The 25,842-nt window shown below is 72.6% G+C and carries 30 protein-coding genes and 1 tRNA gene; 11 read left to right on the top strand and 20 right to left on the bottom strand.

The window, feature by feature from the left end:
* Nucleotides 1-9: 9 nt before the first annotated feature.
* Together ACGH52_RS18825 and ACGH52_RS18820 are read right to left on the bottom strand one after the other, a co-directional pair.
* Entirely contained in the window at nt 10-702 is a 693-nt protein-coding gene (locus ACGH52_RS18825) for a metal-dependent transcriptional regulator (RefSeq protein ID WP_076975311.1), read from the bottom strand.
* A gap of 7 nt (nt 703-709) precedes the next feature.
* Nucleotides 710-1,243 carry a YbhB/YbcL family Raf kinase inhibitor-like protein gene (locus ACGH52_RS18820; RefSeq protein WP_121701819.1) on the bottom strand — a complete coding sequence of 178 codons (534 nt, stop codon included), beginning with the start codon at nt 1,241-1,243 and terminating at the stop codon, nt 710-712.
* A 141-nt stretch (nt 1,244-1,384) separates the two neighbouring features.
* On the opposite strand from ACGH52_RS18820, the gene ACGH52_RS18815 reads away from it, so the two are divergent.
* The 7 genes from ACGH52_RS18815 (at nt 1,385) to ACGH52_RS18785 (ending at nt 10,526) form a co-directional block, all read left to right on the top strand.
* Nucleotides 1,385-2,068 (top strand): GntR family transcriptional regulator, encoded by a 684-nt coding sequence (locus ACGH52_RS18815; RefSeq protein ID WP_399940832.1) that lies wholly within the window; start codon nt 1,385-1,387, stop codon nt 2,066-2,068.
* Between the two features lie 90 nt (nt 2,069-2,158).
* On the top strand, nt 2,159-2,899 hold the full coding sequence (locus tag ACGH52_RS18810; protein WP_030188895.1) for a response regulator transcription factor: 741 nt from the start codon (nt 2,159-2,161) through the stop codon (nt 2,897-2,899).
* Nucleotides 2,896-4,503 (top strand): ATP-binding protein, encoded by a 1,608-nt coding sequence (locus ACGH52_RS18805; protein ID WP_399940829.1) that lies wholly within the window; start codon nt 2,896-2,898, stop codon nt 4,501-4,503. Before ACGH52_RS18810 ends, ACGH52_RS18805 begins: the two co-directional genes overlap by 4 nt.
* 14 nt (nt 4,504-4,517) lie before the next feature.
* Nucleotides 4,518-5,852, top strand: coding sequence for a glycosyltransferase (locus ACGH52_RS18800; RefSeq protein ID WP_399940826.1), 1,335 nt, complete (start codon nt 4,518-4,520; stop codon nt 5,850-5,852).
* Nucleotides 5,849-8,065, top strand: a complete 2,217-nt coding sequence (locus ACGH52_RS18795; protein WP_399940823.1) for an ArnT family glycosyltransferase — start codon at nt 5,849-5,851, stop codon at nt 8,063-8,065. Before ACGH52_RS18800 ends, ACGH52_RS18795 begins: the two co-directional genes overlap by 4 nt.
* 56 nt (nt 8,066-8,121) lie before the next feature.
* Nucleotides 8,122-9,624, top strand: a complete 1,503-nt coding sequence (locus ACGH52_RS18790) for an MFS transporter (protein WP_399940821.1) — start codon at nt 8,122-8,124, stop codon at nt 9,622-9,624.
* Between the two features lie 143 nt (nt 9,625-9,767).
* Complete coding sequence (locus tag ACGH52_RS18785; RefSeq protein ID WP_399940819.1) at nt 9,768-10,526, top strand: TetR/AcrR family transcriptional regulator; 759 nt, start codon at nt 9,768-9,770, stop codon at nt 10,524-10,526.
* 34 nt (nt 10,527-10,560) lie between these two features.
* Here ACGH52_RS18785 and ACGH52_RS18780 read toward each other — a convergent pair whose 3' ends face one another.
* The gene (locus tag ACGH52_RS18780; protein WP_210975120.1) at nt 10,561-11,031 is read right to left on the bottom strand and encodes a PPOX class F420-dependent oxidoreductase; all 471 of its coding nucleotides are present in this window, start codon (nt 11,029-11,031) and stop codon (nt 10,561-10,563) included.
* 9 nt (nt 11,032-11,040) lie between these two features.
* A complete protein-coding gene (locus ACGH52_RS18775) occupies nt 11,041-11,424 on the bottom strand; it encodes an STAS domain-containing protein (protein ID WP_210975119.1) in 384 nt (127 codons plus the stop codon).
* Nucleotides 11,425-11,654: 230 nt separating this feature from the next.
* Between ACGH52_RS18775 and ACGH52_RS18770 the strand changes: the two genes are divergently transcribed.
* Both ACGH52_RS18770 and ACGH52_RS18765 read left to right on the top strand, forming a co-directional pair.
* On the top strand, nt 11,655-12,416 hold the full coding sequence (locus tag ACGH52_RS18770) for an ANTAR domain-containing protein (RefSeq protein ID WP_193777631.1): 762 nt from the start codon (nt 11,655-11,657) through the stop codon (nt 12,414-12,416).
* A gap of 18 nt (nt 12,417-12,434) precedes the next feature.
* Nucleotides 12,435-13,160, top strand: coding sequence for a GAF and ANTAR domain-containing protein (locus ACGH52_RS18765; protein ID WP_399940816.1), 726 nt, complete (start codon nt 12,435-12,437; stop codon nt 13,158-13,160).
* Here the strand turns inward: ACGH52_RS18765 and ACGH52_RS18760 are convergent.
* From ACGH52_RS18760 to ACGH52_RS18750, 3 genes are all read right to left on the bottom strand, one after another.
* Complete coding sequence (locus ACGH52_RS18760) at nt 13,143-13,964, bottom strand: YceI family protein (protein ID WP_399940814.1); 822 nt, start codon at nt 13,962-13,964, stop codon at nt 13,143-13,145. The genes ACGH52_RS18765 and ACGH52_RS18760 overlap by 18 nt on opposite strands.
* Before the next feature lie 109 nt (nt 13,965-14,073).
* Nucleotides 14,074-16,653, bottom strand: coding sequence for an MFS transporter (locus ACGH52_RS18755; RefSeq protein ID WP_399940812.1), 2,580 nt, complete (start codon nt 16,651-16,653; stop codon nt 14,074-14,076).
* Nucleotides 16,654-16,666: 13 nt separating this feature from the next.
* Nucleotides 16,667-17,167 carry a MarR family winged helix-turn-helix transcriptional regulator gene (locus tag ACGH52_RS18750; protein WP_059303044.1) on the bottom strand — a complete coding sequence of 167 codons (501 nt, stop codon included), beginning with the start codon at nt 17,165-17,167 and terminating at the stop codon, nt 16,667-16,669.
* A gap of 205 nt (nt 17,168-17,372) precedes the next feature.
* Between ACGH52_RS18750 and ACGH52_RS18745 the strand changes: the two genes are divergently transcribed.
* Complete coding sequence (locus ACGH52_RS18745; RefSeq protein WP_052836884.1) at nt 17,373-17,570, top strand: hypothetical protein; 198 nt, start codon at nt 17,373-17,375, stop codon at nt 17,568-17,570.
* 141 nt (nt 17,571-17,711) lie between these two features.
* Here the strand turns inward: ACGH52_RS18745 and ACGH52_RS18740 are convergent, their stop codons facing one another.
* From ACGH52_RS18740 to ACGH52_RS18705, 8 genes are all read right to left on the bottom strand, one after another.
* The gene (locus ACGH52_RS18740; RefSeq protein ID WP_076975326.1) at nt 17,712-18,668 is read right to left on the bottom strand and encodes an RNA polymerase sigma factor SigF; all 957 of its coding nucleotides are present in this window, start codon (nt 18,666-18,668) and stop codon (nt 17,712-17,714) included.
* Between the two features lie 292 nt (nt 18,669-18,960).
* Nucleotides 18,961-19,800, bottom strand: a complete 840-nt coding sequence (locus tag ACGH52_RS18735; RefSeq protein WP_030188868.1) for an RNA polymerase sigma factor SigF — start codon at nt 19,798-19,800, stop codon at nt 18,961-18,963.
* 191 nt (nt 19,801-19,991) lie between these two features.
* The gene (locus ACGH52_RS18730) at nt 19,992-20,285 is read right to left on the bottom strand and encodes a Dabb family protein (RefSeq protein WP_121702258.1); all 294 of its coding nucleotides are present in this window, start codon (nt 20,283-20,285) and stop codon (nt 19,992-19,994) included.
* On the bottom strand, nt 20,285-20,461 hold the full coding sequence (locus ACGH52_RS18725) for a hypothetical protein (protein ID WP_052836888.1): 177 nt from the start codon (nt 20,459-20,461) through the stop codon (nt 20,285-20,287). Before ACGH52_RS18725 ends, ACGH52_RS18730 begins: the two co-directional genes overlap by 1 nt.
* 88 nt (nt 20,462-20,549) lie before the next feature.
* A tRNA-Ser gene (locus tag ACGH52_RS18720) sits at nt 20,550-20,634 on the bottom strand.
* A gap of 100 nt (nt 20,635-20,734) precedes the next feature.
* On the bottom strand, nt 20,735-21,166 hold the full coding sequence (gene tadA / locus ACGH52_RS18715; RefSeq protein ID WP_121702265.1) for a tRNA adenosine(34) deaminase TadA: 432 nt from the start codon (nt 21,164-21,166) through the stop codon (nt 20,735-20,737).
* Nucleotides 21,167-21,234: 68 nt separating this feature from the next.
* On the bottom strand, nt 21,235-21,783 hold the full coding sequence (locus ACGH52_RS18710) for a hypothetical protein (protein ID WP_121702257.1): 549 nt from the start codon (nt 21,781-21,783) through the stop codon (nt 21,235-21,237).
* 346 nt (nt 21,784-22,129) lie between these two features.
* A complete protein-coding gene (locus ACGH52_RS18705) occupies nt 22,130-22,369 on the bottom strand; it encodes a hypothetical protein (RefSeq protein ID WP_399940806.1) in 240 nt (79 codons plus the stop codon).
* 138 nt (nt 22,370-22,507) lie between these two features.
* Between ACGH52_RS18705 and upp the strand changes: the two genes are divergently transcribed.
* Nucleotides 22,508-23,143: a uracil phosphoribosyltransferase gene (gene upp / locus ACGH52_RS18700; RefSeq protein WP_076975348.1), complete on the top strand. Its 636-nt coding sequence runs from the start codon at nt 22,508-22,510 to the stop codon at nt 23,141-23,143.
* A gap of 19 nt (nt 23,144-23,162) precedes the next feature.
* Here upp and ACGH52_RS18695 read toward each other — a convergent pair whose 3' ends face one another.
* The 5 genes from ACGH52_RS18695 to ACGH52_RS18675 all read right to left on the bottom strand — a co-directional run bounded on the left by ACGH52_RS18695 (nt 23,163) and on the right by ACGH52_RS18675 (nt 25,701).
* On the bottom strand, nt 23,163-23,777 hold the full coding sequence (locus ACGH52_RS18695; RefSeq protein ID WP_210975194.1) for a LytR C-terminal domain-containing protein: 615 nt from the start codon (nt 23,775-23,777) through the stop codon (nt 23,163-23,165).
* Between the two features lie 135 nt (nt 23,778-23,912).
* Complete coding sequence (locus tag ACGH52_RS18690) at nt 23,913-24,209, bottom strand: type II toxin-antitoxin system VapB family antitoxin (protein WP_003999914.1); 297 nt, start codon at nt 24,207-24,209, stop codon at nt 23,913-23,915.
* A 155-nt stretch (nt 24,210-24,364) separates the two neighbouring features.
* Nucleotides 24,365-24,499, bottom strand: coding sequence for a hypothetical protein (locus tag ACGH52_RS18685; protein WP_259294219.1), 135 nt, complete (start codon nt 24,497-24,499; stop codon nt 24,365-24,367).
* Between the two features lie 77 nt (nt 24,500-24,576).
* Entirely contained in the window at nt 24,577-24,900 is a 324-nt protein-coding gene (locus tag ACGH52_RS18680; RefSeq protein ID WP_399940803.1) for a hypothetical protein, read from the bottom strand.
* A 90-nt stretch (nt 24,901-24,990) separates the two neighbouring features.
* Nucleotides 24,991-25,701 (bottom strand): HdeD family acid-resistance protein, encoded by a 711-nt coding sequence (locus ACGH52_RS18675; RefSeq protein ID WP_121702253.1) that lies wholly within the window; start codon nt 25,699-25,701, stop codon nt 24,991-24,993.
* Nucleotides 25,702-25,842 lie beyond the last annotated feature (141 nt).

Below are 25,842 nucleotides of genomic sequence, written 5' to 3'. Positions count from 1 at the left end.
TCTGCGGGCTCAGAGCGGGGCGACGAAGACGTGCGCGGCGCTGCGGGCGGGGAGCCGGGCGGTCCGGTCGCCGCTGCCGACCCGCACGCCGCCGGGCCACGGCGTGACGCTCACGACCGCGCCCGGCCGCACCCCGGCCCGCCGCAGGGCGGACAGCAGCCCGGGGTCGGCCTGGACCGGCTCCCCGATGCGCCGGACGACCGCGCTTGCGCCGCCCGGCCCGGGGCGCAGGTCACCGAGGCTCACCGCGCTCCCGGCGGTGGGCGGGACCGCAGTGTCCCTGCCGCCCAGTTCCGCCAGGCCCGGGATCGGGTTGCCGTAGGGCGACTCGGTCGGGTGCCGCAGCAGGCGCAGGAGGCGGCGTTCGACGGCCTCGCTCATCACGTGCTCCCAGCGGCAGGCCTCGGCGTGGACCTGCTCCCACTCCAGGCCGATCACGTCGACCAGCAGGCACTCCGCGAGCCGGTGCTTGCGCATCACGCGCGTCGCCAGCCGCCTGCCCGTGTCGGTCAGCTCCAGGTGCCGGTCGGCGGCGATCCGCAGCAGCCCGTCGCGTTCCATGCGGGCGACGGTCTGGCTCACGGTGGGGCCGCTCTGGTCCAGGTGCTCGGCGATGCGGGCGCGCAGCGGGACCACGCCCTCCTCCTCCAGTTCCAGGACGGTGCGGAGATACATCTCCGTGGTGTCGATGAGCCGGGACACGTGGTGGTCAGGCCGGGGTCTCGGCGGTGGCGGTCAGGACTGCGCGGCCGAGGATGTGCCCGGCCATGGTGAAGCCGAGGACGGCGGGGGTGGCGTCGGCCGGGACGCCGATGGACTCGACGTCGAGGGCGTGCACCACGACGAAGTAGCGGTGCGGGCCGTGCCCGGCCGGCGGGGCGGCGCCGATGTAGCGGGCGGCGCGGGCGTCGTTGGGGAGCTGGAAGGCACCCTCGGGCAGGCCCGAGCCGGTGTCGTCGCCGGCGCCCTCGGGCAGCTCGGTGACGGCGGCGGGGATGTCGGCGACCGCCCAGTGCCAGAAGCCGGACCCGGTGGGGGCGTCGGGGTCGTAGACGGTGACGGCATAGCTCCTGGTGCCCTCCGGCGCGCCGCTCCACGCCAGCTGCGGGGAGACGTCCTTGCCGCCGGGGACGCCGGAGGAGTGCTGGGCGTCCGGCCAGCGGGCGCCGTCGGTGACGGTGGTGCTGGTGACGGTGAAGGAGGCCGCCTCGGGGAGGCGGGCGAACGGGTCGTTGGCGCTCATCGTGTCGTTCCTTTCGGGCAGGCCGGGCCCTTGCGGGCCGGGTCGGGCCGAGCCGGTGCTGTGGGGTGCGGCCGTGTCGACCACTGCGATCGACCATAACACCGATAATCGATTATTCAAGGGATCGTCTATGCTGCCCTCATGACTCAGACCGGCCCCACCCCGCCCCCGCCGACGGGCAAGCGGATGCTCTCCGAGCAGGTCTACGCCCGCCTGCGGGACGCGATCATGCGCGGCGACCACGCCCCCGGCGCCGCCCTCAAGCCGCAGGACCTCGCCCGGGAGCAGGGCGTGAGCCTGGCCGTGGTGCGCGAGGCACTCGTCCGCGTGGTCGGCGACGGGCTCGCCGACCGGCTGCCCAACCGCGGCTTCGCCGTCCCGGCCTACTCCGACCGCCGCTGGCAGGAGATCGCGGAGGCCCGCCGCACCATCGAACCTGTCCTGCTGCGGATGTCCGTCGAGCGCGGCGACGTCGACTGGGAGGCCCGGGTGCGCGCCGCCCACCACCGGCTGTCCCGCACGCCCGCGTACACGCCGGGGGAGGGCGAGTACTACAGCGAGGCGTGGTCCGAGGCGCACCGGCTCTTCCACCGCGCCCTGATGGAGGGCTGCGGCAACCCCGTGCTGCTGGAGACCTTCGACCGGCTGTGGACGGCGAGCGAACTGGCCCGCCGCTGGTCCACGCACCGCAACCCCGGCAGGGACGGCGTCGAGGAGCACCGCCGGCTGGAGGAGGCGGCGCTGGCCCGCGACGCCGACACGGCGGCCGAGGTGCTGGTCCGCCACCTCACCCTCACGGCCGAGGGGCTGACCGGCGGGGCCTGAAGGGCGGCCTGAGAGGCGCCTGTGCGTTTCTCAGAGAATTCACAGCCTGGGGAAAGGGCCTTCTCAGAGCGCCTCGACAGGGTGTCCGGTATGACCACGACCTCGCCCCAGGGGCGCACCGAACTGCTGAGGCCGGACGGGAGCCCCGTCCGGGTGCTTGTAGTGGACGACGAGCTGTCCATCACCGAACTGCTGTCCATGGCCCTGCGCTACGAGGGCTGGCAGATCCGCAGCGCCGGGGACGGCCACGGCGCCGTCCAGGCCGCCCGCGAGTTCCGGCCCGACGCCGTCGTACTGGACATGATGCTGCCCGACATGGACGGCCTGAGCGTGCTGGGGCGGCTGCGCCGCGACCTGCCGGACGTGCCGGTGCTGTTCCTGACCGCCAAGGACGCCGTCGAGGACCGGATCGCCGGACTGACCGCGGGCGGGGACGACTACGTCACCAAGCCGTTCAGCCTGGAGGAGGTCGTCGCCCGGCTGCGCGGACTGATCCGCCGCTCCGGCGCCGCCGACCGGCGCTCCGACTCCGTCCTCGTCGTCGGCGACCTCACCCTCGACGAGGACAGCCACGAGGTCACCCGCGGCGGCGACGGCATCCACCTCACCGCCACCGAGTTCGAGCTGCTGCGCTTCCTGATGCGCAACCCGCGGCGGGTGCTGAGCAAGGCGCAGATCCTGGACCGCGTCTGGTCCTACGACTTCGGCGGCCAGGCCAACGTCGTGGAGCTGTACATCTCCTACCTGCGCCGGAAGATCGACGCCGGTCGCGAGCCGATGATCCACACCCGGCGCGGCGCCGGATACCTGATCAAGCCCGCGGTGTCATGAGCCGCAGGCGACGACCGCGGCCGCGGACCCTGCGGACGCGGCTCGTCGTCGCGTCCGTGGCGCTGATCGCGGTGGTGTGCGCGGTGATCGGCACGGTGACGACGGTGGCGCTGCGCTCGCACCTGTACGAGCAGCTGGACGGGCAGGTGGGCGAGGTGGTGCGGCGCGTGTCCGGCTTCACCCCGCCGCCGGGCGACTCCGGACCCGGCGGCGGGGTGAAGCAGCGGATGGACCTCGACGAGTTCGTCACGCACGGCGGCCCGCAGCCGCGCGACACGATCGTCGCCGAGACCCGGGCCGGCACCGTCGTCGACGCCAAGTACGGCGAGAAGGACGACGAGAGCACGGACCCCAGCAGGACGACGGCCGTCTCCCTCGACGAGACCCAGCGCACCGCGCTCGCCTCCGTCCCCCGGGACGGCGGGGCGCACACCGTCGAGATCCCCGGCCTCGGCGACTACCGCGTCGAGTACCACGACGGCTACTACGCCGCCCTGCCCACCGCCGACGTCACCGAGACCATCAACACCCTGATCCTCGTCGAGGCCAGCGTCACCGCCGCCGGTCTCGTCGCCGCCTCCCTCGCCGGAGCCGTCATCGTCGGCGTCGCCACCCGCCCCCTGCGCCGGGTCGCCGCCACCGCCGGGCGGGTCTCCGAACTCCCGCTGCACGCGGGCGAGGTGAACCTCGACGAACGGGTCCCGGAGTCCGAGTGCGACCCGCACACCGAGGTCGGCCGGGTCGGCTCCGCCCTCAACCGGATGCTGGACCACGTCCACGGAGCCCTGCACGCACGGCAGCAGAGCGAGACCCGGGTACGGCAGTTCGTCGCCGACGCCAGCCACGAACTGCGCACCCCCCTCGCCTCCATCCGCGGCTACGCCGAACTCACCCGCCGGGGGCGCGAACAGGTCGGCCCCGACACCCGGCACGCGCTGGGCCGCATCGAGTCCGAGGCCGGCCGCATGACCCTGCTGGTCGAGGACCTGCTGCTGCTCGCCCGCCTGGACGCCGGGCGCCCGCTGGAGTTCGGGCACACCGACCTCGTACCGCTCGTCGTGGACACCGTCAGCGACGCCCGTGCGGCCGGTCTCGACCACACCTGGCGGCTCGACCTGCCCGACGAACCGGCCCTGGTGTCGGCGGACCCGGCCCGGCTCCAGCAGGTGCTGGTCAACCTGCTGGGCAACGCCCGCAACCACACCCCGCCGGACACGACCGTCACGGCGCGCGTGCGGCGCGACGGGCCCTGGCTCTGCGTGGACGTGGTGGACAACGGGCCGGGCATCCCGCGCGAGTTGCTGCCGCGCGTCTTCGAGCGGTTCGCGCGCGGGGACTCGGCGCGGTCCCGCGCGACCGGCTCGACGGGCCTCGGACTCGCCATCGTGCAGGCCGTGACGACCGCGCACGGCGGGGGCGTCACGGTCGACAGCGCGCCGGGCCGGACGGTCTTCACCGTGTACCTGCCCGCGGTCGACGACCGGCATCCGCCTGCGGTCGACGACCGCTGCCTGCCCGCGGTGCACCAGGAGCAGGTGCCGGTCGAGCGGGCGCACTCACAGGCGCGGCACAGTCTCACCACACGGGTGCGACAGGGGGGTTGAGAAGAGTCGGTGCCATGCGAACCGACTCTTCTCCCGGCTCCCTGCCGGCGCGGGAGCACCTCCCGGCCGCGGCAGCCGGTACGCCTGTCCTGGACGTAGTGGTCCCCGTCTACAACGAGGAGAGGGACCTCGGGCCGTGCGTCCGGAGACTGCACGAGCACCTCACCCGCACGTTCCCGTACGCCTTCCGCATCACGGTCGCGGACAACGCCTCCACGGACGGCACCCCGCACGTCGCGGCCAGGCTCGCGGCCGACCTCGGCGCGGTCAGGTCCGTCCGGCTGGATCAGAAGGGGCGCGGCCGGGCCCTGAGGACCGTCTGGTCGGCCTCGGACGCGCCGGTCCTCGCCTACATGGACGTGGATCTCTCCACCGACCTGAACGCGCTGCTGCCGCTGGTGGCGCCGCTGATCTCCGGCCACTCGGACCTCGCGATCGGCTCCCGGCTCGCCCGCAGCTCACGCGTGGTGCGCGGCGCCAAGCGGGAGTTCATCTCCCGCACCTACAACCTCATCCTGCGCGGCTCCCTCCAGGCCCGCTTCTCCGACGCCCAGTGCGGCTTCAAGGCGATCCGCCGGGACGTGGCCCAGGTGCTGCTGCCGCTGGTGGAGGACACCGGCTGGTTCTTCGACACCGAGATGCTGGTGCTCGCCGAGCGCGCCGGGTGCCGGATCCACGAGGTGCCGGTCGACTGGGTCGACGACCCTGACTCCACCGTGCACATCGTGCGGACGGCGACCGAGGATCTCAAGGGCGTGTGGCGGGTCGGCAAGGCTCTGGCCACCGGTTCGCTGCCGCTGGACCGGCTGGCCCGTCCCTTCGGCGACGACCCGCGCGACCGCGACCTGACCGGCGTACCGCAGGGGCTGGCCCGGCAACTCGTCGGCTTCTGCGTGGTCGGCGCCCTGTCCACGCTCTTCTACCTGCTCCTCTACAGCGGCTTCCGGCACTTCGCCGGTTCCCAGCTCGCCAACGCGCTCGCGCTGCTGGTCTCGGCGGTCGCCAACACCGCCGCCAACCGGCGGCTGACCTTCGGGGTGCGGGGCCGGGGCGGCGCCGTGCGGCACCAGGCGCAGGGGCTGGTCGTCTTCGGCATCGGCCTCGTGCTGACCAGCGGTTCGCTGGCCGCCCTGAGCGCGGCGACGACCGACCCGGACCACTCCACCGAGCTGGCGGTGCTGATCGCAGCCAACCTCGCGGCCACCGTGCTGCGCTTCCTGCTCTTCCGCGCCTGGGTGTTCCCGGACCCGCAGCCCGCGGCCCCCTCGCCGGAACCTCACCTCCCGGAACCTCACCTTCCGGAACCTCACCTCCCGGACCCGCAGCGCACCTGGAGCGACGCCCGATGACGACGCCCTACGACCCGGCCACGCACGCCGACGGCGCGCACACCCCCGTCGGCGGGGACGGTGGACCGCCGTCCACGTCACCGCCCGCCCACCGCCAGCCCCGGCAGCCGCTGCGGACCCGGCTCGGCCGGGTGTGGCGCGGCCGCCCGGAGGACCCCCGCTGGGTACGCCCGGCCTTCCTCGGCCTCCTGCTGGCCACCGCCCTCCTCTACCTCTACAACCTGAGCGCCTCCGGTTACGCCAACTCCTTCTACTCGGCGGCCGTACAGGCGGGCAGCCAGTCCTGGAAGGCGTTCTTCTTCGGCTCGCTCGACGCGGGCAACGCCATCACCGTCGACAAGCCCCCGGCCGCGCTGTGGCCGATGGCGCTGGCGGTGCGGATCTTCGGCCTCTCCTCCTGGTCGGTCCTCGTCCCCGAGGTGCTGATGGGGGTGGGCACGGTCGCCGTCGTGTACGCGGCCGTACGCCGCCGGTTCAGCTCCGCGGCCGGGCTCGTCGCGGGCGCCGTCCTCGCGCTCACCCCGGTCGCGGCGCTGATGTTCCGGTTCAACAACCCGGACGCGCTCCTCGCCCTGCTGATGTCCGCCGCCTGCTACCTCGTCGTACGGGCGCTGGAGGACGGCCGGACCAAGTGGCTGGTGTGGGCGGGCGTCGCGATCGGCTTCGCGTTCCTGGCGAAGACCCTCCAGGCCTTCCTGATCCTGCCCGCCCTCGCCCTCGTCTACGGCGTCTGCGCGCCGGTGCGGCTGAGGAAGCGGCTGGGGCAGCTGGCCCTGGCGACCCTCGCGATCGTCGTCTCCGGGGGCTGGTGGGTCGCGATCGTCGAGCTGTGGCCCGCCTCGTCGCGCCCGTACATCGGCGGGTCGCAGAACAACAGCTTCCTGGAGCTGACCTTCGGCTACAACGGCCTCGGCCGCCTCAACGGCGAGGAGACCGGCAGCGTCGGCGGCGGAGGCGGCATGGGCGGCGGCGGTGGCGGGCAGTGGGGCGAGACCGGCTGGGACCGGATGTTCAACTCCGAGATCGGCGGCCAGATCTCCTGGCTGCTCCCGGCCGCCCTGATCCTGCTGGCCGCGGGCCTGCTCGCCACGCGCCGCGCCGCCCGCACGGACACCGCACGCGCGTCCCTCCTGGTCTGGGGCGGCTCGCTGCTGATGACCACGGCCGTCTTCAGCTACATGGCGGGCATCTTCCACCAGTACTACACGGTGGCCCTCGCGCCGTACCTGGCGGCCGTGACCGGCATGGGCGCCGCGACGCTGTGGGAACGCCGCGCGCGGCCCTGGGCGTCGCTCGCCCTCGCCGCCGCCGTCACGGCGAGCGCGGCCTGGGGCTACGTCCTGCTCGACCGCACGCCCGGCTACCTCCCCTGGCTGAGGGTGACGGTCCTGGTCGGCGGCCTGGTCGCCGCGCTGGGGCTGGTCTTCGCCGGGCGGCTGGGGCGGCGGACCGCCCTCGCGGCGGCCGGGCTGGGCCTCGTGGCGTCGCTGGCCGCGCCCACCGCGTACACGCTGAGCACCGTGCGGGAGGGGCACAGCGGCTCCATCGTCACGGCCGGTCCGGCCGGCGCGAGCATGGGCGGCGGGCCAGGCGGTGGCGGCCGTCCCGGGGGCGGCGGCTTCCCGGGCGGCGGGAACGCGCCCGGCCAGGGGCAGGGCCAGGGCGGTCCCGGAGGCGGCGGCTTCCCCGGCGGCGGCACCGCCCCGGGCGCCGGAGGCACCAACCAGAACGGCCAGACACCGAACGGCCAGACACCCAACGGTCAGGACGGCCAGACACCGAACGGCCAGACCGGCGGCCCGACCGGCGAAGGCGGCCGTATGGGCGCGGGCGGCGGCGGCATGGGCGGCCTGCTCAACGGCGCCGAAGTCGGCTCCGCGGCGAAGAAGCTGCTGGAGACCGACGCCGACGCCTACACCTGGGCCGCCGCCGCGATCGGCTCCCAGAACGCCGCGAGCTACCAACTCGGCACCGGCGCCCCGGTGATGGCGATCGGCGGCTTCAACGGCACCGACCCGTCGCCGACCCTGGCCCAGTTCAAGCAGTACGTGGCGGACGGCCGGATCCACTACTTCATCGGCGGCGGCACCGGGGGCGGCATGGGCGGCGACTCCGGCACCGCGTCGCGGATCACCTCGTGGGTCGTGGCCAACTTCAAGGAGGTCACGGTCGGCTCGGCCACCTTCTACGACCTCACCTCGCCGACGGACTGAACCACCCCGAACGACACCGTTGTACAGCGTATAGGGCCTCCTATACGCTGTACAGCATGACGACATCACCCCAGGAATCCGCGGAGGACCGGGGAACCGCACCCCCGGTCCAGGGCCACCCGCAGCGCTGGCTGATCCTCGGTGTCATCAGCCTCGCCCAGCTCACGGTGGTCCTCGACAACACCGTGCTGAACGTGGCCATCCCCTCGCTCACCGACGAGCTGGGCGCGGCCACCTCGGACATCCAGTGGATGATCAACGCCTACTCGCTCGTCCAGTCCGGCCTGCTGCTCACCGCGGGCAGCGCCGCCGACCGGTACGGCCGCAAGAAGATGCTGGCCACCGGCCTCGCCCTGTTCGGCATCGGCTCACTGGCGGCCGGACTCGCGGACACCACCGGCCAACTGATCGCGGCGCGGGCCGGCATGGGCGTCGGCGGCGCCCTGCTGCTGACCACCACGCTCGCCGTGGTCATGCAGATCTTCGCCCCCGCCGAGCACGCCAAGGCCATCGGCATCTGGAGCGCGGTCAGCGCGCTCGGCTTCGCCGGTGGGCCGCTGATCGGCGGGTTCGTGCTGGACCACTTCCGGTGGGGCGCGATCTTCCTGATCAACCTGCCGGTGGTCGCCCTCGGCCTGGTCGCGGTCGTGGCCCTGGTCCCGGAGTCGAAGAACCGGCAGGGCGACCGCCCCGACCTGATGGGCGCCGTCCTCTCCACGATCGGCATGGCCGCGCTGGTCTACGCGATCATCTCCGGCCCGGAGTACGGCTGGACGTCGGGACGGGTCCTGGCCACGGCCGTCGTCGCCGTGGGCGTGCTCGCGCTCTTCGCCCACTGGGAGAGCCGCGTCCCGTACCCGATGCTGGACCTCACCTTCTTCCGCGACCAGCGGTTCACCGGCGCGGTGGCCGGTCTCGTGCTGATCACCTTCGGCATGGGCGGTGCGCTCTTCCTGCTCACCCAGCACCTGCAGTTCGTGCTCGGGTACGGCCCGCTGGAGGCCGGGCTGCGGACCGCGCCGCTGGCCCTGACGGTGGTGCTGCTCAACTTCTCCGGGGTGGCGGCGAAGTGGCTGGCCCGGCTCGGCACGCCGGTGGCGGTGCTGCTGAGCATGGTGCTGATGGCGGCGGGCCTGGTGGCCATCGCCACGCTGACCGGCCAGGGCTACGCCGGCACGCTGCTGGGGCTGCTGCTGATCGGCGTGGGGTGCGCGCTCGGCAACCCGGCCATGGCCCACGCGCTGATGAGCGCGATCCCGCCGGCCAGGGCGGGGGTCGGCGCGGGCGTCAACGGCACGCTGGCGGAGTTCGGCAACGGGCTGGGCGTGGCCGTGCTGGGCGCGGTGCTGACCTCGCGGTTCGCGGCGCTGACCCCCGTCGCGGCGGCGTCGCTCCCGGCGGCGCTGGCCTCGGCGCGGGGGGAGGGGGAGCGAGGGCGGGTCCTCGACGCGTTCTCCTCCGGAGTGGCGAGCAGTCAGTTGGTGGGGGCGGTGGCGGTGTTGCTGGGCGGGGTGGTGGCGGCGGTGTTGTTGCGCAAGGCGGAGCGGGTGGGCGCCTAAGGGGGCGGGGAGTGGGGCATGTTCGCGGCCGCGGGCCGGTCGTGGCTGGTCGCGCCCGCGGCGGAGCCGCATGTCGTCGCGCCTCGCGCCCCTTTCAGGGGCGCCTAGCATGACCGGTGATGGGGAGAGCGAGGTAGGTGCGCATGGCGAAGGCAGGGCGGGAGGGGCCGCGGGACAGTGTGTGGCTGTCGGGGGAGGGGCGGCGCAGCGGGCGCCGCGGGGGGCAGCCGACCGGGCTCGACCGGGACAGGATCACCGGGGCCACCGTCCGGCTGCTGGACGCCGAGGGCCTGACCGGGTTCTCCATGCGCCGCCTGGCCGCCGAGCTGAACGTCACCGCGATGTCCGTGTACTGGTACGTCGACACCAAGGACCAGCTGCTCGAACTCGCCCTGGACGCCGTCTTCGGCGAGCTGCGCCACCCGGACCCGGACGCCGGCCTCGGCTGGCGCGAGGAACTGCGCGCGCTGGCCCGGGAGAACCGGGCGCTGCTGGTCCGCCACCCCTGGACGTCCCGGCTGGTCGGCACCTACCTGAACATCGGGCCGCACTCGCTGGCGTTCTCCCGGTCGGTGCAGGACGTCGTGCGCCGCAGCGGGCTGCCCGCGCACCGCCTGACCGGCGCCATCTCCGCCGTCTTCCAGTTCGTCTACGGCTACGGCACCATCGAGGGCCGTTTCCTCGCCCGGGTGGCGGACACCGGGCTGAGCCCCGAGGAGTACTACCGGGACTCGATGACCGCGGCGACCGAGCTGCCGGACACCGCGGGCGTCATCGAGGACGCCCGGGGCATCATGGCGGCCCGGGGCGGCGACACCGTCGCGGAGATGCTGGAACGGGACTTCGAGTTCGCCCTCGACCTGCTCGTCGCGGGCATCGACGCCATGGTCGGACGGGGCTGACCGGGCGCCGGCCGCACGCCCCGGCCGAGGACCCTCAGTCGTCCGCCGCCAGCCGCGCCGGGAAGCCGCCCGTCGCCACCGGCCCCCACTTCTCGGGCGTCACCCGGATGATGGACTTGCCCTGCTTGACCATGGCCTGCCGGTACTCGTCCCAGTCGGGGTGCTCGCCGGAGATGTTGCGGAAGTACTCCACGAGCGGCTCGACGGAGTCGGGCGAGTCGAGGACCTCCGCGATGCCGTCGACCTGGACCCACGGGCCGTTCCACTCGTCGCTGAGCACGAGGAGGCTGACCCTCGGGTCACGGCGCGCGTTGCGGGTCTTGGCCCGCTCGGGGTAGGTCGAGACGACGATCCGGCCGGTGTCGTCGACCCCGCAGGTCAGCGGCGACCCCTGCGGGCTGCCGTCGGCCCGCCGGGTCAGCAGGATCGCCCGGTGCCGGGGGCGTACGAAGTCCAGCAACTCGGCCAGGGAGACGCGGGTGTTCGTCGCGATGTTCGGTGCCATGCGGCCAGCCTAGGGCGCCGTCCCGCACTCGCTGCGCAGCGCCTCCGCCAGGTTGTCGTGGACCGGCACGTCGCGGCGCAGGCCGGAGAGTTCCAGGACGCGGCTCGGCACGCCCTTCGGGGCGGCCACCACGCGCAGCAGCGCCCGGTCGGGCAGCAGACGGCGCACGGCGGCGATCAGACGGACCCCCTGGGAGTCCATGAAACGGGTCGCGGAGAGGTCGAGGACGAGCAGGCGCAGCCCGTCGGAGCGCTGCTCCACGGCGGTCGTGATCAGGGGCAGCAGCCCCGAGGCGTTGCAGAAGTCGATCTCGCTGGGCATCGCGAGCACGGCGCACCCGGGTGGATCACAGGGCTCGCACGGTTCGCGGGACTGGGGAGGGAGGAAGGTCACAGCACTCACCTGACAGACGTCCGTCGGGCTTCCGGCCGGGCCGCTTCCTGACCCGCTCCCCATTGCACCATGCCGCGGGGCGGCGCGGAAGGTGCACTGTCCGTCCGTCCGCCCGGACCGTCGGCCGAGCGTCACCGGCACGCAACCGAGCAGCTAAAGTGCTGTTCGTCCTGTGCTCGCAGTCGGGAATGTGCTGCGGAGCTCTCCTGCGCACGGCCGTGAGGCCGCGCTTGCCGAAGAGGTTCGTGGTGGCTGCGTCCGAATTTACTGATTTGCCGCGTTTTCCGGTGGGCTTCGAGCTGGCCGAGGCTCTGACCGCGGCGGCTCAGCACCTGCATGGGACGGCCACCCCCGACGACACCATGAACACCGCCGTCGCCCTGGCGGTACGCCTGCTGCCCGACGCCGAGCACGCGGGCATCGCGGAGATCCAGCGCGGCGGCCGGCTGCGCTCGCTGGCCTGGACCGACGAGACCGTGCGCTTCGCCGCCGAGCCCCGGCAGGGCGGCCACACCCCCGGCCACATCCCGCACCCGCACTGGGAGCGCCTGTGGACCACGCCCGTGGTGCGCACGGACGACAGCGAGGCCGACGGCGGCGGCAACGTCCTGTCCGGGCTCGGCCTGCGTTCGGCGCTGTCCCTGCGGCTGCGCGCCGACCGGCGCCGCCTGACCGTGCTGACCGCCTACGCCCGCAAGCCGCAGGCCTTCGACGAGGACGCCACCCGCGTCGGACGGCTGTTCACCGCGCACGTCTCCCTCGCCCTGGACTCGGCGACCGTGCGCGAGCAGCTCACCGAGGCGATGCGCACCCGGGACCTGATCGGCCAGGCCACCGGCATCCTGATGGAGCGGCTGGACATCGACGCGGCCGGTGCCTTCGAGTCCCTGGTGAAGGCCTCCCAGCGGGAGAACGTGAAGCTGCGCGACCTGGCCCGCCGCATCGTCGACGCGAACTCCGGTACGGGCGGCAGAGGTGTGACCGAACGGTGACGGGACATCCGTACGGTCATGACCCCGCAGACCACGGACACGGAAACGGACCCGAGCACGCAGACGCTTGACCACGCCCTCGCGCGCACCCAGGGCCTGGACACCCTGCTGCGCGACCTGACCGACCGGGCGGTCCAGCAGGTGCCCGGCGCCGACGCCTGTTCGGTCACGGTGCGCCGCGCCGACCGGCTGATGACGCTGGCGGGCAGCACCGGCCTGCCCAGCGGCCTGGACCTGCGCCAGTACGAGAACGGCTCGGGCCCCTGCGTGGACGCGGCCGAGACGGGGAGCGCGCAGTACTCCCCGGACCTGGCGACCGAGACCCGCTGGCCCGCGTACACGGAGTACGCCCTGACCACCGGCGTGCGCTGTGTGCTGGCGCTGCCGCTGGCCGTCGAGGGCGAGACGGGCGCCGCGCTCAACCTCTACGGCCTCGGGGCCGACTCCCTGGCCCAGGCACTGGACGCGGCCCGCGCCTTCGCGGAGCGGGCCGCGGACGCGGTGAACGAGGCCCTGCGCATCGAGCGGGAGCGGGCCTCGGCGGCCGATGTGCGCACCGCCCTGCTCTCCCGCAGCGTCATAGACCAGGCGGTCGGCATGCTCATGGCCCGGGAGCGCATCGACGCCCACCGGGCCATGGAACGGCTGCGCCGGGCCTCACAGCACCGGAACGTCAAGCTCCGGGACCTGTGCGCCGAGGTGGTGGCCCGGGCGACCGGCGGTGCGTCACACCGCGGGCAGTGACTCCCCCTGGACCGCCTGGATGTCCAGCTCGACCCTGAGCGTCGTGCCGATGGCGGCGATACCGGCCTGGACGACCTGGTTGTAGTTCATGGCGAAGTCCTCGCGGTGCAGTTCCGCCGTCGCCCGGAAGGCCGCCCGGGTGCCGCCCCAGGGGTCGGCGCCGGTGCCGAGGTAGGCCAGGTCCAGGTCGACCTCGCGGACGACCCCGTGCAGGCCCAGCTCGCCGTGGACGGTCCAACGGTCCGGGCCGGCCTGGCTCACGCCGGTGGACCGGTAGGTGATCTCCGGGTGGCGCTCGACGTCCAGGAAGTCGGCCGAGCGCAGGTGGGTGTCGCGCATGCCGTTGCCGGTGTCGATGGAGGCCGCCCGGATCACCGCCTCCACCCGGGACTTGGTGACGTCGTCCGGCGCGATCTCGACGGTGGCGGCGAAGTCGGTGAAACGCCCGCGCACGCTGGAGATGCCCAGGTGCTGCGCGACGGCGGCCACGCTGGAGTGCGCCGGGTCGACCGTCCACGGCCCCGGCGGCGGCAGTTCGGTGCCGCCCTGGCGGGCCAGCGTCACCGTGCCGACCTCGGCCCGCCCGCTCGCGGTGACGATCGCGCTGGAGGCGGCCGGCGCGTAGCCGACCGCGGTGACGATGACGGTGTACGCCCCCGGCGTCAGCGCGGTGGTGTCCCGCACGGCCCCCTCGGTGTCCGCCTCGGCGCGCAGCACCTGCGTGCCGGTCATGTCGGTCACCGTGACGACCGCGTGCGACACGGCCCATCCGTCCCGCGTTCGGATCCTCGCGGTCAGTCCCATCCCGTTTTCTCCCTGCAAAGGCTCAGAAAGTGGTCGTAAAGAAACCGGCCCGTGGTGGGCGGGCGCACCTCCGCTCAGAGCGCGCACGCCACCACGGGCCGGGGTTCTGCTACTCGCCGGGGTGGGCGAGATCGATGTCGTGACCGTCGGCACCGGGTCCGGCGACCGTCAGGGAGGTGGCCACCGGCGGGTAGCCGGTCGCGATGACGGTGTACTCACCGGCGTCCAGGTCGGTGAAGGCGTACGCCCCGTCCGACCCGGTGGTGGCCGTGCCGATCACGTTGCCCGCCGCGTCCACCAGGGTGACCCGGGCGTCGGCCAGCGGACCGTGCGGCGCCCGCACGACGCCCTGGACCTGGGCCCCGGCCTGGAGGTCGACCTCGACGCGGGTGACGCCGGTGCCGCCCACCTCCAGCGGCAGCGCGCGGGGCCGGTAGCCGGCGGCGTTGACCGCGACGGTGACCGTGCCCGGCACCAGTTCGGTGAAGGCGAACTCGCCCTGCTCACCGGTGGCGGCGCTGGCCAGCAGGTCGCCGCGCACGTCGGTGACGATCACCATGGCGTCCTTGACCGGCAGCCCGCTCTCCACGGCACGGACCAGGCCGGTGAGCCCGCTGGTGCCGCTGAGCAGGATGTCGTAGGCGACCGGCTCGTCGTTGACGACGATGGTGGAGGCCTGCGGCTGGAAGCCGTCGGCGGAGGCGATCAGCACGTACGACCCGGCGCTCGGCGCGTCGACGGCGTAGGAGCCGTCGGCCTGGGCGACGGACCGGCCGAGCTGGCGGCCGGCCAGCGAGATCAGCGTGACCGCGGCCTGCGGGACCGGCGCGGACTCGGCGCCGCGGACGAAGCCGCGCACCGCGATGCCGCCGGAGACGGGCGCCTTCGGTTCACCGGAGCCGGTCGTCGTGGCGACGGCGGCCAGACGCTGCGTGGTGGCCGGGGCGGGCGAGGTGTCCGAGACCGCGGAGGCGGCCGGAGCACCGGACGGCGTGGCCGACACGGCCGCCATCGCACCGGCCGGGACCGGCTCGTCGGCGACGCGGACGGCCTCCGCGGGGGTGCCCGCCACCGGCGGCGCGGACTCGGCCGAGGCTTCCGACGCCTGGGCGAGGGCGCCCTTGGTGCGCAGCGGGACCTCCTTGATGAACAGCGTCACCAGGAAGGCGAGCAGGGCGATCGGGGCGACGATCAGGAAGATGTCCGCGATGCCGTGCCCGTAGGCGCTCTCCAGCCATTCACGGATGCCGGGGGGCAGCAGGTCCATGTCGGGGATGGCGCCGCTGCCGGAGGCCTTGGCGGCCGCCGCCTGCTCCTGCGGGCTGAGCGAACCGATGGTGTCCGAGGCGTAGTGGCTGATCCGGGTCGACATCACGGAGCCGAGCACCGAGACGCCCACCGCGCCGCCGAGGGACCGGAAGAAGGTGACCGTGGAGGACGCGGCACCCAGGTCGCTCGGGTCCACCTGGTTCTGCGTGCAGAGCACCAGGTTCTGCATCATCATGCCGACGCCGAGACCCATCAGCGCCATGAAGATGCCGATGTGCCAGTACGGGGTGTCGTAGCGCATGGTGCCGAGCAGGCCCAGGCCCGCGGTCAGCAGCACGCCGCCGGCCAGCAGCCAGCCCTTCCACTTGCCGGTCTTGGTGATGACCTGACCGGAGACCGTGGAGGAGATGAACAGACCGCCGATCATCGGGATCGTCATGACACCCGACATGGTCGGGGACTTGTCCCGGGCCAGCTGGAAGTACTGGCTGAAGTAGACGGTGCCCGCGAACATCGCGATGCCGACGAACAGCGAGGCCAGCGAGGCCAGGGTGATGGTGCGGTTCTTGAACAGGCGCAGCGGGATGATCGGCTCGCTGGCCTTCGACTCGACGAGCAGGAAGAGCAGCGTCAGCACGATCGCGCCGCCGACCATGGCGCCGGTCTGCCACGACATCCAGGAGTACTTGTCGTCGGCGAAGGTGACCCAGACGAGCAGCAGGCAGACGGCCGCGGTGACGAAGAAGGCGCCGGCCCAGTCGACCTTGACCTTCCGCTTGAGCACCGGCAGGTGCAGCGTCTTCTGCAGCACGATCAGCGCGAGGATCGCGAAGGGCACGCCGACGTAGAGGCACCAGCGCCAGCCGAGCCAGCTGGTGTCGGTGATGACACCGCCGAGCAGCGGACCGCCGACGGTGGCGACGGCGAAGGTGGCGCCGAGGTAGCCGGAGTAGCGCCCGCGCTCACGCGGGGAGATCATCGCGGCCATGATGATCTGCGCCAGGGCGGACAGACCACCGGCGCCCAGGCCCTGGATGGCCCGCGCGGTGATCAGCATCGCGGGGTTCTGCGCCAGACCGGCCACGACGGAGCCGACGACGTAGACGATCAGGGCTATCTGGACCAGGGCCTTCTTGCTGAACAGGTCCGCGAGCTTGCCCCACAGGGGGGTGGAGGCGGTCATCGTCAGCAGCGAGGCCGTGACGACCCAGGTGTAGGCGCTCTGGCCGCCGCCGAGGTCACCGATGATCTCGGGCAGGGCGTTGGTGACGATGGTGGAGGACAGGATCGCGCAGAACATGCCGAGCAGCAGCCCGGACAAGGCCTCCATGATCTGCCGGTGCGTCATCGGAGCGTCTCCGGAGGAGCCTCCCCCGTGCTTGGCATGAGCCCGCACACCGGCTGGTGTGGTCGTTGCCATGGACTTCCTTTACTTACGTGGTGATCGCGGGTGTACGGGTGGACGGTTCGTCCCCGGACAGTGCGGGAGGCCGGGCCGCGGGGGCCCGGCAGTCGTCGAAGCTGGCCCTGAGGCGGGCCATGAGCCGGGAGAGCTGGCCGACCTCGTCGTCGGACCAGTCGCTCAGACGGTGGGAGAGCAGCTGGGTGGTCCGCTCGGCGATCTCGTCGAGCTGCTCCTGCCCGGCGGCCGTCAGACGCAGGATGCGCGAGCGCTTGTCCGCGGGGTCGGGAAGGCGTTCGATCCAGCCCCGCTCGGCGCCGTGGGCGACGTGGCGGCTGGTCACCGACATGTCGACCGCGAGCAGCTCCGCGAGCTTGCTCATGCGCATGTCCCCGTGACGGCCGAGCAGTGTCAGTACGGCGACGGACCCGCCGGGACAGTCCGACGGCAGCAGCCGCCCCATCTCCCGCTTCACGGCGCCGAAGGCGCTGAACTGGCGGATCAGCTCCTCGTACTGAGCCCTCTCGGCCATGCGCACCTCCCGATTCGTTGCTTAGGGCAACCATAGGATCAGTTAGTTGCTACAGGCAAACAAAAACGGCCGGTGCGGCATAAAAAGTTGGCAAAGGCAAGTATTGCGAAAGTAAATGCGCAGGTGGTAAAGGGTGGGTCGGGTCAAGAGCACTCGGCGGCCCCGCACTTGGGCCGCACTCGGGGATTCGCTAGTGTCTCGGCCCATGGCTAACACCCAGGGCCCCCAGGGCAATAACGACCCCGCAGGCAGCACCCAGATGTTCCGCGCGTTCGTCGACGACGCCCCGCAGAGCCGGCAGGCGGCCCCCGCCGCCTCCTCCGGGCCCCGCGTCGGCCTGATCGTCGGCATCGTGGCCGCCGTGATCGTCGTCGCGGCCGTGGCCTGGCTGGCGCTCGGCTAGGAACAGGCACCGGCCCCTGCGGCCGGAACAGGCACCGGCCCCTGCGGCCGGTGGCGGCACATACGAAGGCGACCGCCGCGGCACCCCCGAGGTGCCACGGCGGTCGCCGCGCTGTCGTACGGACTCTCCCGCGGCGCGGGCTCAGTCCGAGATGAGCCCTTCGCGCAGCTGCGACAGGGTGCGGGTGAGCAGCCGGGAGACGTGCATCTGCGAGATGCCGACCTCCTCGCCGATCTGCGACTGGGTCATGTTGGCGAAGAAGCGCAGCATGATGATCCGCCGCTCCCGGGGCGGCAGCTTGGCCAGCAGCGGTTTGAGGGACTCGCGGTACTCCACGCCCTCCAGCGCGGTGTCCTCGTAGCCCAGGCGGTCCGCCAGCGAGCCCTCGCCGCCGTCGTCCTCCGGGGCCGGGGAGTCCAGCGAGGAGGCGGTGTAGGCGTTGCCGACCGCGAGGCCGTCGACGACGTCCTCCTCGGACACGCCGAGGACGGTGGCCAGCTCACCCACGGTCGGAGAGCGGTCCAGCTTCTGGGACAGCTCGTCGCTGGCCTTCGTCAGGGCCAGGCGCAGCTCCTGGAGGCGGCGCGGGACGCGCACCGACCACGAGGTGTCGCGGAAGAACCGCTTGATCTCGCCGACGACGGTCGGCATGGCGAACGTCGGGAACTCGACGCCCCGTTCGCAGTCGAAGCGGTCGATCGCCTTGATCAGGCCGATGGTGCCGACCTGGACGATGTCCTCCATCGGCTCGTTGCGGGAGCGGAAGCGCGCGGCGGCGTAACGCACCAGCGGGAGGTTGAGCTCGATCAGGGTGTCCCGGACGTAGGCACGCTCGGGGCTGTCCGCGTCGAGGGCGGCGAGCCGCAGGAACAGGGAGCGGGACAGGGTGCGGGTGTCGATGGCCTCGGTGGCCGGGAGGGCCTGGGCCGGCACGGCGTCGAGGTCCGGCACGGCGTCGCCGGCCTGAGTGCCGTCGACGGAGCCGACGGAGTCGATGGGGCCGACGGGCTCGACGGAGGCGAGCGCCTCGATCGAGTCGGGCGCGGTCTCGCTCTCCGCGAGCGCGAGCACCTTCGAGCTGCCCTGTTCTGCGGACATGCCACCCCCTTTGGGTCGCGGGACGGTCGCGGCACACGCTCCCACGCCGGGAACGCAGCCTTCACCTGAATACCGGAGCCGAAGCCCCGGCAAACGCGTCTCCGGCAGAATGTCACATGTCGGCAACGCGCTGTAGTGACATGTCGACATCCGAGATGCGAATACCCCCTGGAAACAGGGGGTCTGATGGGCTTTCAGCCCGATTCCGTCCGCAACGGCCCTGGTGAGCGATTCGCTCTCGCCGGTGACGCCTCGCTCGCGCTTTCGACTCCCCCCGGAGTCCCGGCCGAGCTTACGCGTCGATCCGGTTGGCGGACCTCAAACGCTGGAAACTACGCGCCAGTAGCCGCGAGACGTGCATCTGGGAGACGCCGAGTTCGGCACTGATCTGGGACTGCGTGAGGTTGCTGTAGTAGCGCAGCAGCAGGATCCGCTGCTCCCGCTCGGGAAGTTGGACGAGCAGGTGGCGCACCAGGTCGCGGTGCTCGACCCCGTCCAGCGCCGGGTCCTCGTAGCCGAGCCGGTCGAGGAGCCCGGGCAGCCCGTCGCCCTCCTGCGCGGCCTCCAGCGAGGTGGCGTGGTACGACCGTCCCGCCTCGATGCAGGAGAGCACCTCCTCCTCGGTGATGCGCAGCCGCTCGGCGATCTCGGCGGTGGTCGGGGAGCGCCCGAAGGCGGTGGTGAGGTCCTCGGTGGCGCTGTTGACCTGCACCCACAGCTCGTGCAGCCGGCGCGGCACGTGCACCGTGCGGACGTTGTCGCGGAAGTACCGCTTGATCTCCCCGACCACCGTGGGCATCGCGAACGTCGGGAACTGCACGCCCCGCTCCGGGTCGAAGCGGTCGATGGCGTTGATCAGCCCGATGGTGCCGACCTGGACGACGTCCTCCATCGGCTCGTTGCGGGAGCGGAACCGGGCGGCGGCGTAGCGCACCAGCGGGAGGTTGGCCTCGATGAGCGCCGCGCGCACCCGGTCGTGCTCCGGTGTGCCCGGGGTGAGGCCCTTCAGTTCGCCGAAGAGCACCTGGGTCAGGGCCCGGGTGTCGGCACCCCGGCTGCGCTGCGGCGCGGGGGCCTCCTGGGCCTGGGCGGGCGGCGCGGGCGGTGCTTGAGGCGCAGTACTGGCCGGCACGGTCAACTCCACCTCGTGATCTGTCAACTCTTCCGTCAATTCATCCGTCAAAAGCGGTCATAGCATCACAAGACATGTCCACTGTGTGCAAGCACCGCATAACGCCGTGTTGAGCGAATGCGAAAGGCCCCGCACCGAACGGGTGCGGGGCCGGGGCGCGGGCCGAAGGGGCTCAGAGGTCCGCGGTGGTACTAGAACTCGTAGTCGGCGATCACCCAGGTGGCGAACTCCCGCCACAGCGCGACGCCCGCCTGGTGCGCCGGGTGTTCGAGGTAGCGCTTGAGGGCGTCGGCGTCGTCCACCGCCGAGTTGATGGCGAAGTCGTAGGCGATGGGCCGCTCGCTGATGTTCCAGGCGCATTCCCAGAAGCGGAGGTCGTCGATCTGGCCGCCGAGCGCCCGGAAGGCCTCGACGCCCTCCACGACGCGCGGGTCTTCGCGCCCGACGCCGTCGTTCAGCTTGAACAGCACGAGGTGGCGGATCATCACTCTCCTCCGTTGGCGGCCCAGGTCATGAAGTCGCCCACGGCGCCCGCCGCGTCCGATATGCCCTGGAAACCTATCTGTACGTAGTCGGCTGCCTTGGCCGGATCGGTGATGATCACGTACAGCACGAAGACCACGAGCACATAGACGGCGATCTTCTTCGAGTTCACCGCCACCGCGGCCTCCCCTGTCCCTTTCGACTCACGCCTTCGGTCGCTCATGATCGCACGAAGGGCCCCGTCTTTCGACGGGGCCCTTCCAAAGCGGTAGCGGAGGGATTTGAACCCTCGGTGACTTGCGCCACACTCGCTTTCGAGGCGAGCTCCTTCGGCCGCTCGGACACGCTACCGAGACAGACCTTACAGCACGCGGCGGCGTGCTCAGAAATCGGTATTGCGGCCGACGAACGACCGTACGGGCAGCCGTCCCGGCACCCCGCCGGGACCGGCTCAGCGGTCGCGGAAGAAGTCCTTGAGCGGCCGGGCGCAGTCGTCCGCGAGCACGCCCTCGATCACCTCGGGCCGGTGGTTGAGGCGCCGGTCGCGCACGACGTCCCACAGGGACCCGACCGCGCCCGCCTTGTCGTCGCGGGCGCCGTAGACCACGCGGTCCACGCGGGACTGCACGAGCGCGCCCGCGCACATCGTGCAGGGCTCCAGGGTGACGACGAGCGTGCACCCGGACAGCCGCCACTCGCCCAGCTCCACTGCGGCCCGCCGGATCGCGAGGACCTCGGCGTGGGCCGTCGGATCCCCGGTGGCCTCACGTTCGTTGTGCCCGGCGGAGAGCACGGTGCGGCCGTCCGGCGCCAGCACGACGGCGCCGACGGGCACGTCCCCGCCCTCCGCCGCCCGCCCGGCCTCGACGAGGGCGAGCCGCATCGCGGCCCGCCACCGGTCGCGCACCGGATCGGGCGGTGCCTCCTCGGGCCACTGACCGGTCGGCGCGGTCAGCGGACGGTCTCCAGGACGTCGGAGACGCCCAGCGCCTCGGCGATCTCCCCGACCGCGTCCCCGGACATCGAGCGCAGCTCCTTCTCGCTCACCCCGAGGTCGTCGAGGACCTCGGCGTCGCCGACCGGCCCGTGCGGCACGGCCTCGCCCGATCCGGCGGCCGCGGCGGCGCCGTCGCCCCCGTCCTCCTCGTCGTCGTCGGACTCGCCGTCCTCGGTGCCGTCGAGGTCGAGGGCGTCGAGGTCGTCGCCCTCGTCACCCGGTTCCCGGCCGAGCAGCTCGTCGGTGAGCAGGATCTCGCCGTAGCTGCTGCGGGCGGCCGCGGCGGCGTCCGAGACGTAGATACGGGGGTCCTCCTCACCGTCCACCCGGACGACTCCGAACCACGCGTCCTCCTGCTCGATCAGCACGAGCACCGTGTCCTCGTCGGGAGAGGCCTCCCGGGCCAGGTCGGCAAGATCCGACAGGGTTTCCACATCGTCGAGCTCCGTGTCGCTCGCTTCCCACCCGTCTTCGGTGCGCGCGAGCAGTGCGGCGAAGTACACCGTGACTCTCCCACTGGTCCTAGGCGTGCCGGTTGGGGATCCCCCCGGCGGAGGCTACGGGCGGGGGAGCGGTGCTCCGAGCCCCACCCACTCGGAATCGTGGCAGAAACAAGGCACTCAGGGGACGTCTTCGCCGCCCTGTGTCCGGCTGTTTCGACCGGCGTCCGGGAAGGTGCGTCCCCGGGCTGCCGGCCGGCAGTGCTCTCGTCGCCGCCACGTGCGGATCGTACGCGGATTCTCGCGGTCCCCGCGTACGTCCGTCACCACCAACGTCGGCGCGGCGCGCGATCTTCCCCGGCCGGGTCAGGAAGTTCTGCCGAGGAGGGACCACCGGCGAGAGGAGGGACTACCAGCGAAAGGTGCGCATGCGCATCGCGTGCCGCAGCCGGGCGGTCTTGACGCGGCGCGGCTGCACGCGGTCCCGCAACTGGCGCGCCTCCGCCAGATCACGCAGGAACTGGGCCCGGCGCCGACGCCGTTCCGCCTCGCGCTCCCGTTCCTCGGGCACCGCACTCGGCGCGGCTCCGCGTTCCGTCGCCCGCCCCCCGCCGGGGGACGGCGTGTTGTGGAAGTCCCGGTCAGGCACAGTCTCACCACCCAGCGTCCGTCTCTTCCACCTTCCCCCGACCGAGCGGTTTGACGCCCGCGAACGAGTGGAGCCGCGCCCGGGGCCTTGCCCGCCGCGGGGACGCCGCCCCCACGGGGCCCGGTTACTGTGGTGGACATGCGTCTCCACGTCGTCGACCACCCCCTGGTCGCCCACAAGCTCACCACGCTGCGCGACCAGCGCACCGACTCCGCGACCTTCCGCCGTCTCGCCGACGAGCTGGTCACCCTGCTCGCCTACGAGGCCACGCGCGACGTGCGCACCGAACAGGTCGACATCCACACGCCGGTGACGCAGACCACCGGCGTCAAGCTCTCCCACCCGCGCCCGCTGGTGGTGCCGATCCTGCGGGCCGGTCTCGGCATGCTCGACGGCATGGTCCGGCTGCTGCCGACCGCCGAGGTGGGCTTCCTCGGCATGGTGCGCAACGAGGAGACGCTCCAGGCCTCCACGTACGCCACGCGCATGCCGGACGACCTGTCCGGCCGCCAGGTGTACGTCCTCGACCCCATGCTGGCCACCGGCGGCACCCTGGTCGCGTCCATCAAGGAGCTGATCAAGCGCGGCGCCGACGACGTGACCGCCGTGGTGCTGCTCGCCGCCCCCGAGGGTGTCGAACTGATGGAGCGCGAGCTGGCCGGCACCCCGGTGACGGTCGTGACGGCCTCGGTCGACGAGCGTCTCAACGAGCAGGGCTACATCGTCCCGGGCCTCGGCGACGCGGGCGACCGCATGTACGGAGCGGCCGAGTAGTACCTCGCAGCGCCCCTCCTCAGCAGCTCTTCTTCTCCGCGGCGGGCGTCGACCGCGGCGCGGCCAGCTTGGCCAGCGCCGTGTCGGCGTCCGCGCGGTTCGCCAGCCCCTTGAAGCCGTTGCCGATGATGAGGTCGACGGCGGCGCCCTTGCGGGCCGCGTCGGCGCGGTGCTCGGCGCCGGGCAGCTGCGTGCCGAGCACGGGAAGCGCACTCTTCAGGGAAGCGGTCGGCCCGAGCAGGAGCCCCGTGCCGGTGACCTTCTTGTCGTACTCCTTGGGCGCGTTGCTCACGTCGCCCACGCGGAAGCCGCGCTTCTTCAGTTCGTCGGCGGTCTTCTGCGCCAGACCGCCGCGGGTGGTCGCGTTGAGCACGTTGACGGTGACCTGGCCGGGCTTCGGCAGCACCGCGGCAGCCGGCGAGGCGCTCGCCCGCGCGGTGGTGACACAGCCCGCGGCACCGGCCGCCGAGGCCTTGTCGCCGCCGGTGAAGACGTCGATGAGCTGCAGCGTGCCCCAGCCCAGCACTCCGAGAACGGTGACACAGGCGACGGCGACGAACGCGACCCGGCCACGCCGCCGGGACGGGCGCATCCGCGGGTACTTGCCCCCCGTGATTTTGTACTGGCCACCCATGCCGGGAGGAGTCAGCATGCTCATGGGCGCAGCGTAATGCGCCGGAGCGGTGATGCCTATTAGATGATCAGTCGACGTTCCGAGGTTCGGCGCAAGGCAACCCGAACGGGTCAAGCGGAAGCCCGCCGACGCCCGTCAGTCGAGTTCGAGGACCCGGGCGTGCAGCACCTGACGCTGCTGCAGCGCGGCGCGCACCGCGCGGTGCAGACCGTCCTCCAGATACAGGTCGCCCTGCCACTTCACCACGTGCGCGAAGAGGTCGCCGTAGAAGGTGGAGTCCTCGGCCAGGAGCGTCTCCAGGTCGAGCTGGCCCTTGGTCGTCACGAGCTGATCGAGGCGGACCGGGCGCGGCGCGACGTCCGCCCACTGCCGGGTGCTTTCCCGGCCGTGGTCGGGGTACGGCCGGCCGTTTCCGATGCGCTTGAAGATCACACGGAAAGCCTACCGGCCCGGACGTTGCGGGCGCAGCCATGGCGGCGGAGTGCGGCGCCGGAAAAGACGCCGTAAACCGGATCAATCGGCAAGGGTCGGCACTCCGCCGGCGGTGGAGACGGGGCGTGCCCGCCCCCGCCGCCCGGACGCTCCCGTCAGCCGCGCCTCCGTTCCCGCTCCGGGAGCCGCCGTTCTTCGGCTTCCCGGGGTGCGGAACCGGGCTTGGGCGTACGGCGGGCGGCCTCGGCGCGCAGGAGGGCGCGCAGGACGGCGTAGGGGTCGTGGGGCATGGCGATTCCTCGTTCCTGGTGCGTCACGTGTTCGTCCCTGTCCGCGGGGGACCGGCGAGCGGGCCGGTCCGGCGCGGTCAGCAGCGCAGGACGACGGAGCGCGGGCCGCGGGGAAGGGCGGCGGCCCGTCCGGAACGAGCGTCGAATCGAGGGGGAGGGTCCGCGGCGAAGGACGGCGGGACCGGCCGCACCACGGTGGCGCGCCGGCCGTTCCGGCCCACGACGCGCAGGGCGGAGTCGAGATGGTCGTACTCCGCCGTGGAGCCGCCCGCTCCGGCCGCCGCCGTGACCGGTGCCGCCTGCACCGTCACGTGCGTGCAGGGCACGATCAGGGCGAGCAGCAGCACCAGGACCCGCAGACAGACACCACGGCGGGCGGCGGTGTGCGGGGCGTGCCTCATCTCAGTCGTGTCCCCGCCCGGCGTACGCCGTCCAGCGCACCGGGGACGAGAACCGCCCGCTCGGCGTAGGGCGGGCGCCGCGGGCGCCGTTCACCGGGCGTGCGGGACCTGACGCGCCCGCCCCCGCAGCCGTACCGCCGTGACGATCTCCACGACGCCGACGACGACCAGCCACCACCCGCCGACCAGCATGAGGACGGTGGCCGACTCGACGGGCGAGTCGATCAGGACGACGCCGGCGACGACGGTGACGGCGCCGAGGAAGATCTGCCAGCCGCGTGCGGGCATCGCCGGGTCGTGCGCGGCGGCCACGATCTGCGTGACGCCGCGGAACAGCCAGCCGATGCCGATCCAGAGCGCGAGCAGCAGCACCGACTGCAGGGGGCCGCGGAAGCAGAACAGACCCAGCAGGATCGACACCGCACCGCTGATGAAGGCCAGCACCCGCAGCGAGGTGCGCCGGTGGGTGCCGAAGGCGGCGGCCAGCTGGAGGACGCCGCTGATGACCAGGTAGAGGCCGAAGAGCACGCCGGCGGCGAGCAGTGAGGCGCCCGGCCAGACCAGGACCAGGACGCCCAGGATCAGTGAGGCGACACCGGTGAACAGCACGGTCTGCCAGGCGGCGCGGGACAGCAGGTGCAGCGGCCCCTCGAAGGCCGGTTCGGGCTCCGGCTCCTGCCGTCCGGAGGCCGTTCCGTGTGGCGTTCCGTGCGCCGTCCCATGGGTCGTTCCGTACCGGGCGTGCACCCCGCGGTCGTCGTACGGCGTCCCGCCGGGGGACCCGCTAGGTGGTTCGGTCATGCCCCATGCTGGGAGCAGGCGGGGCGCCGATGCCAGCCGGGTTGGGCCACGGGGCTGATGTGATCCGGCGCGGGCCTCGTGGCGTTGCTCCATAGAGGGGGAATACCGGGTGCCATCAGGTGCGGTCACCCGATTGAGCAT

It is taken from the genome of Streptomyces sp. BBFR25, assembly GCF_044590125.1.
Taxonomy (GTDB): domain Bacteria; phylum Actinomycetota; class Actinomycetes; order Streptomycetales; family Streptomycetaceae; genus Streptomyces; species Streptomyces canus_D.
Note: the sequence above shows the minus strand (reverse complement) of the source record. Positions and strands in the feature narration are given on the sequence as shown.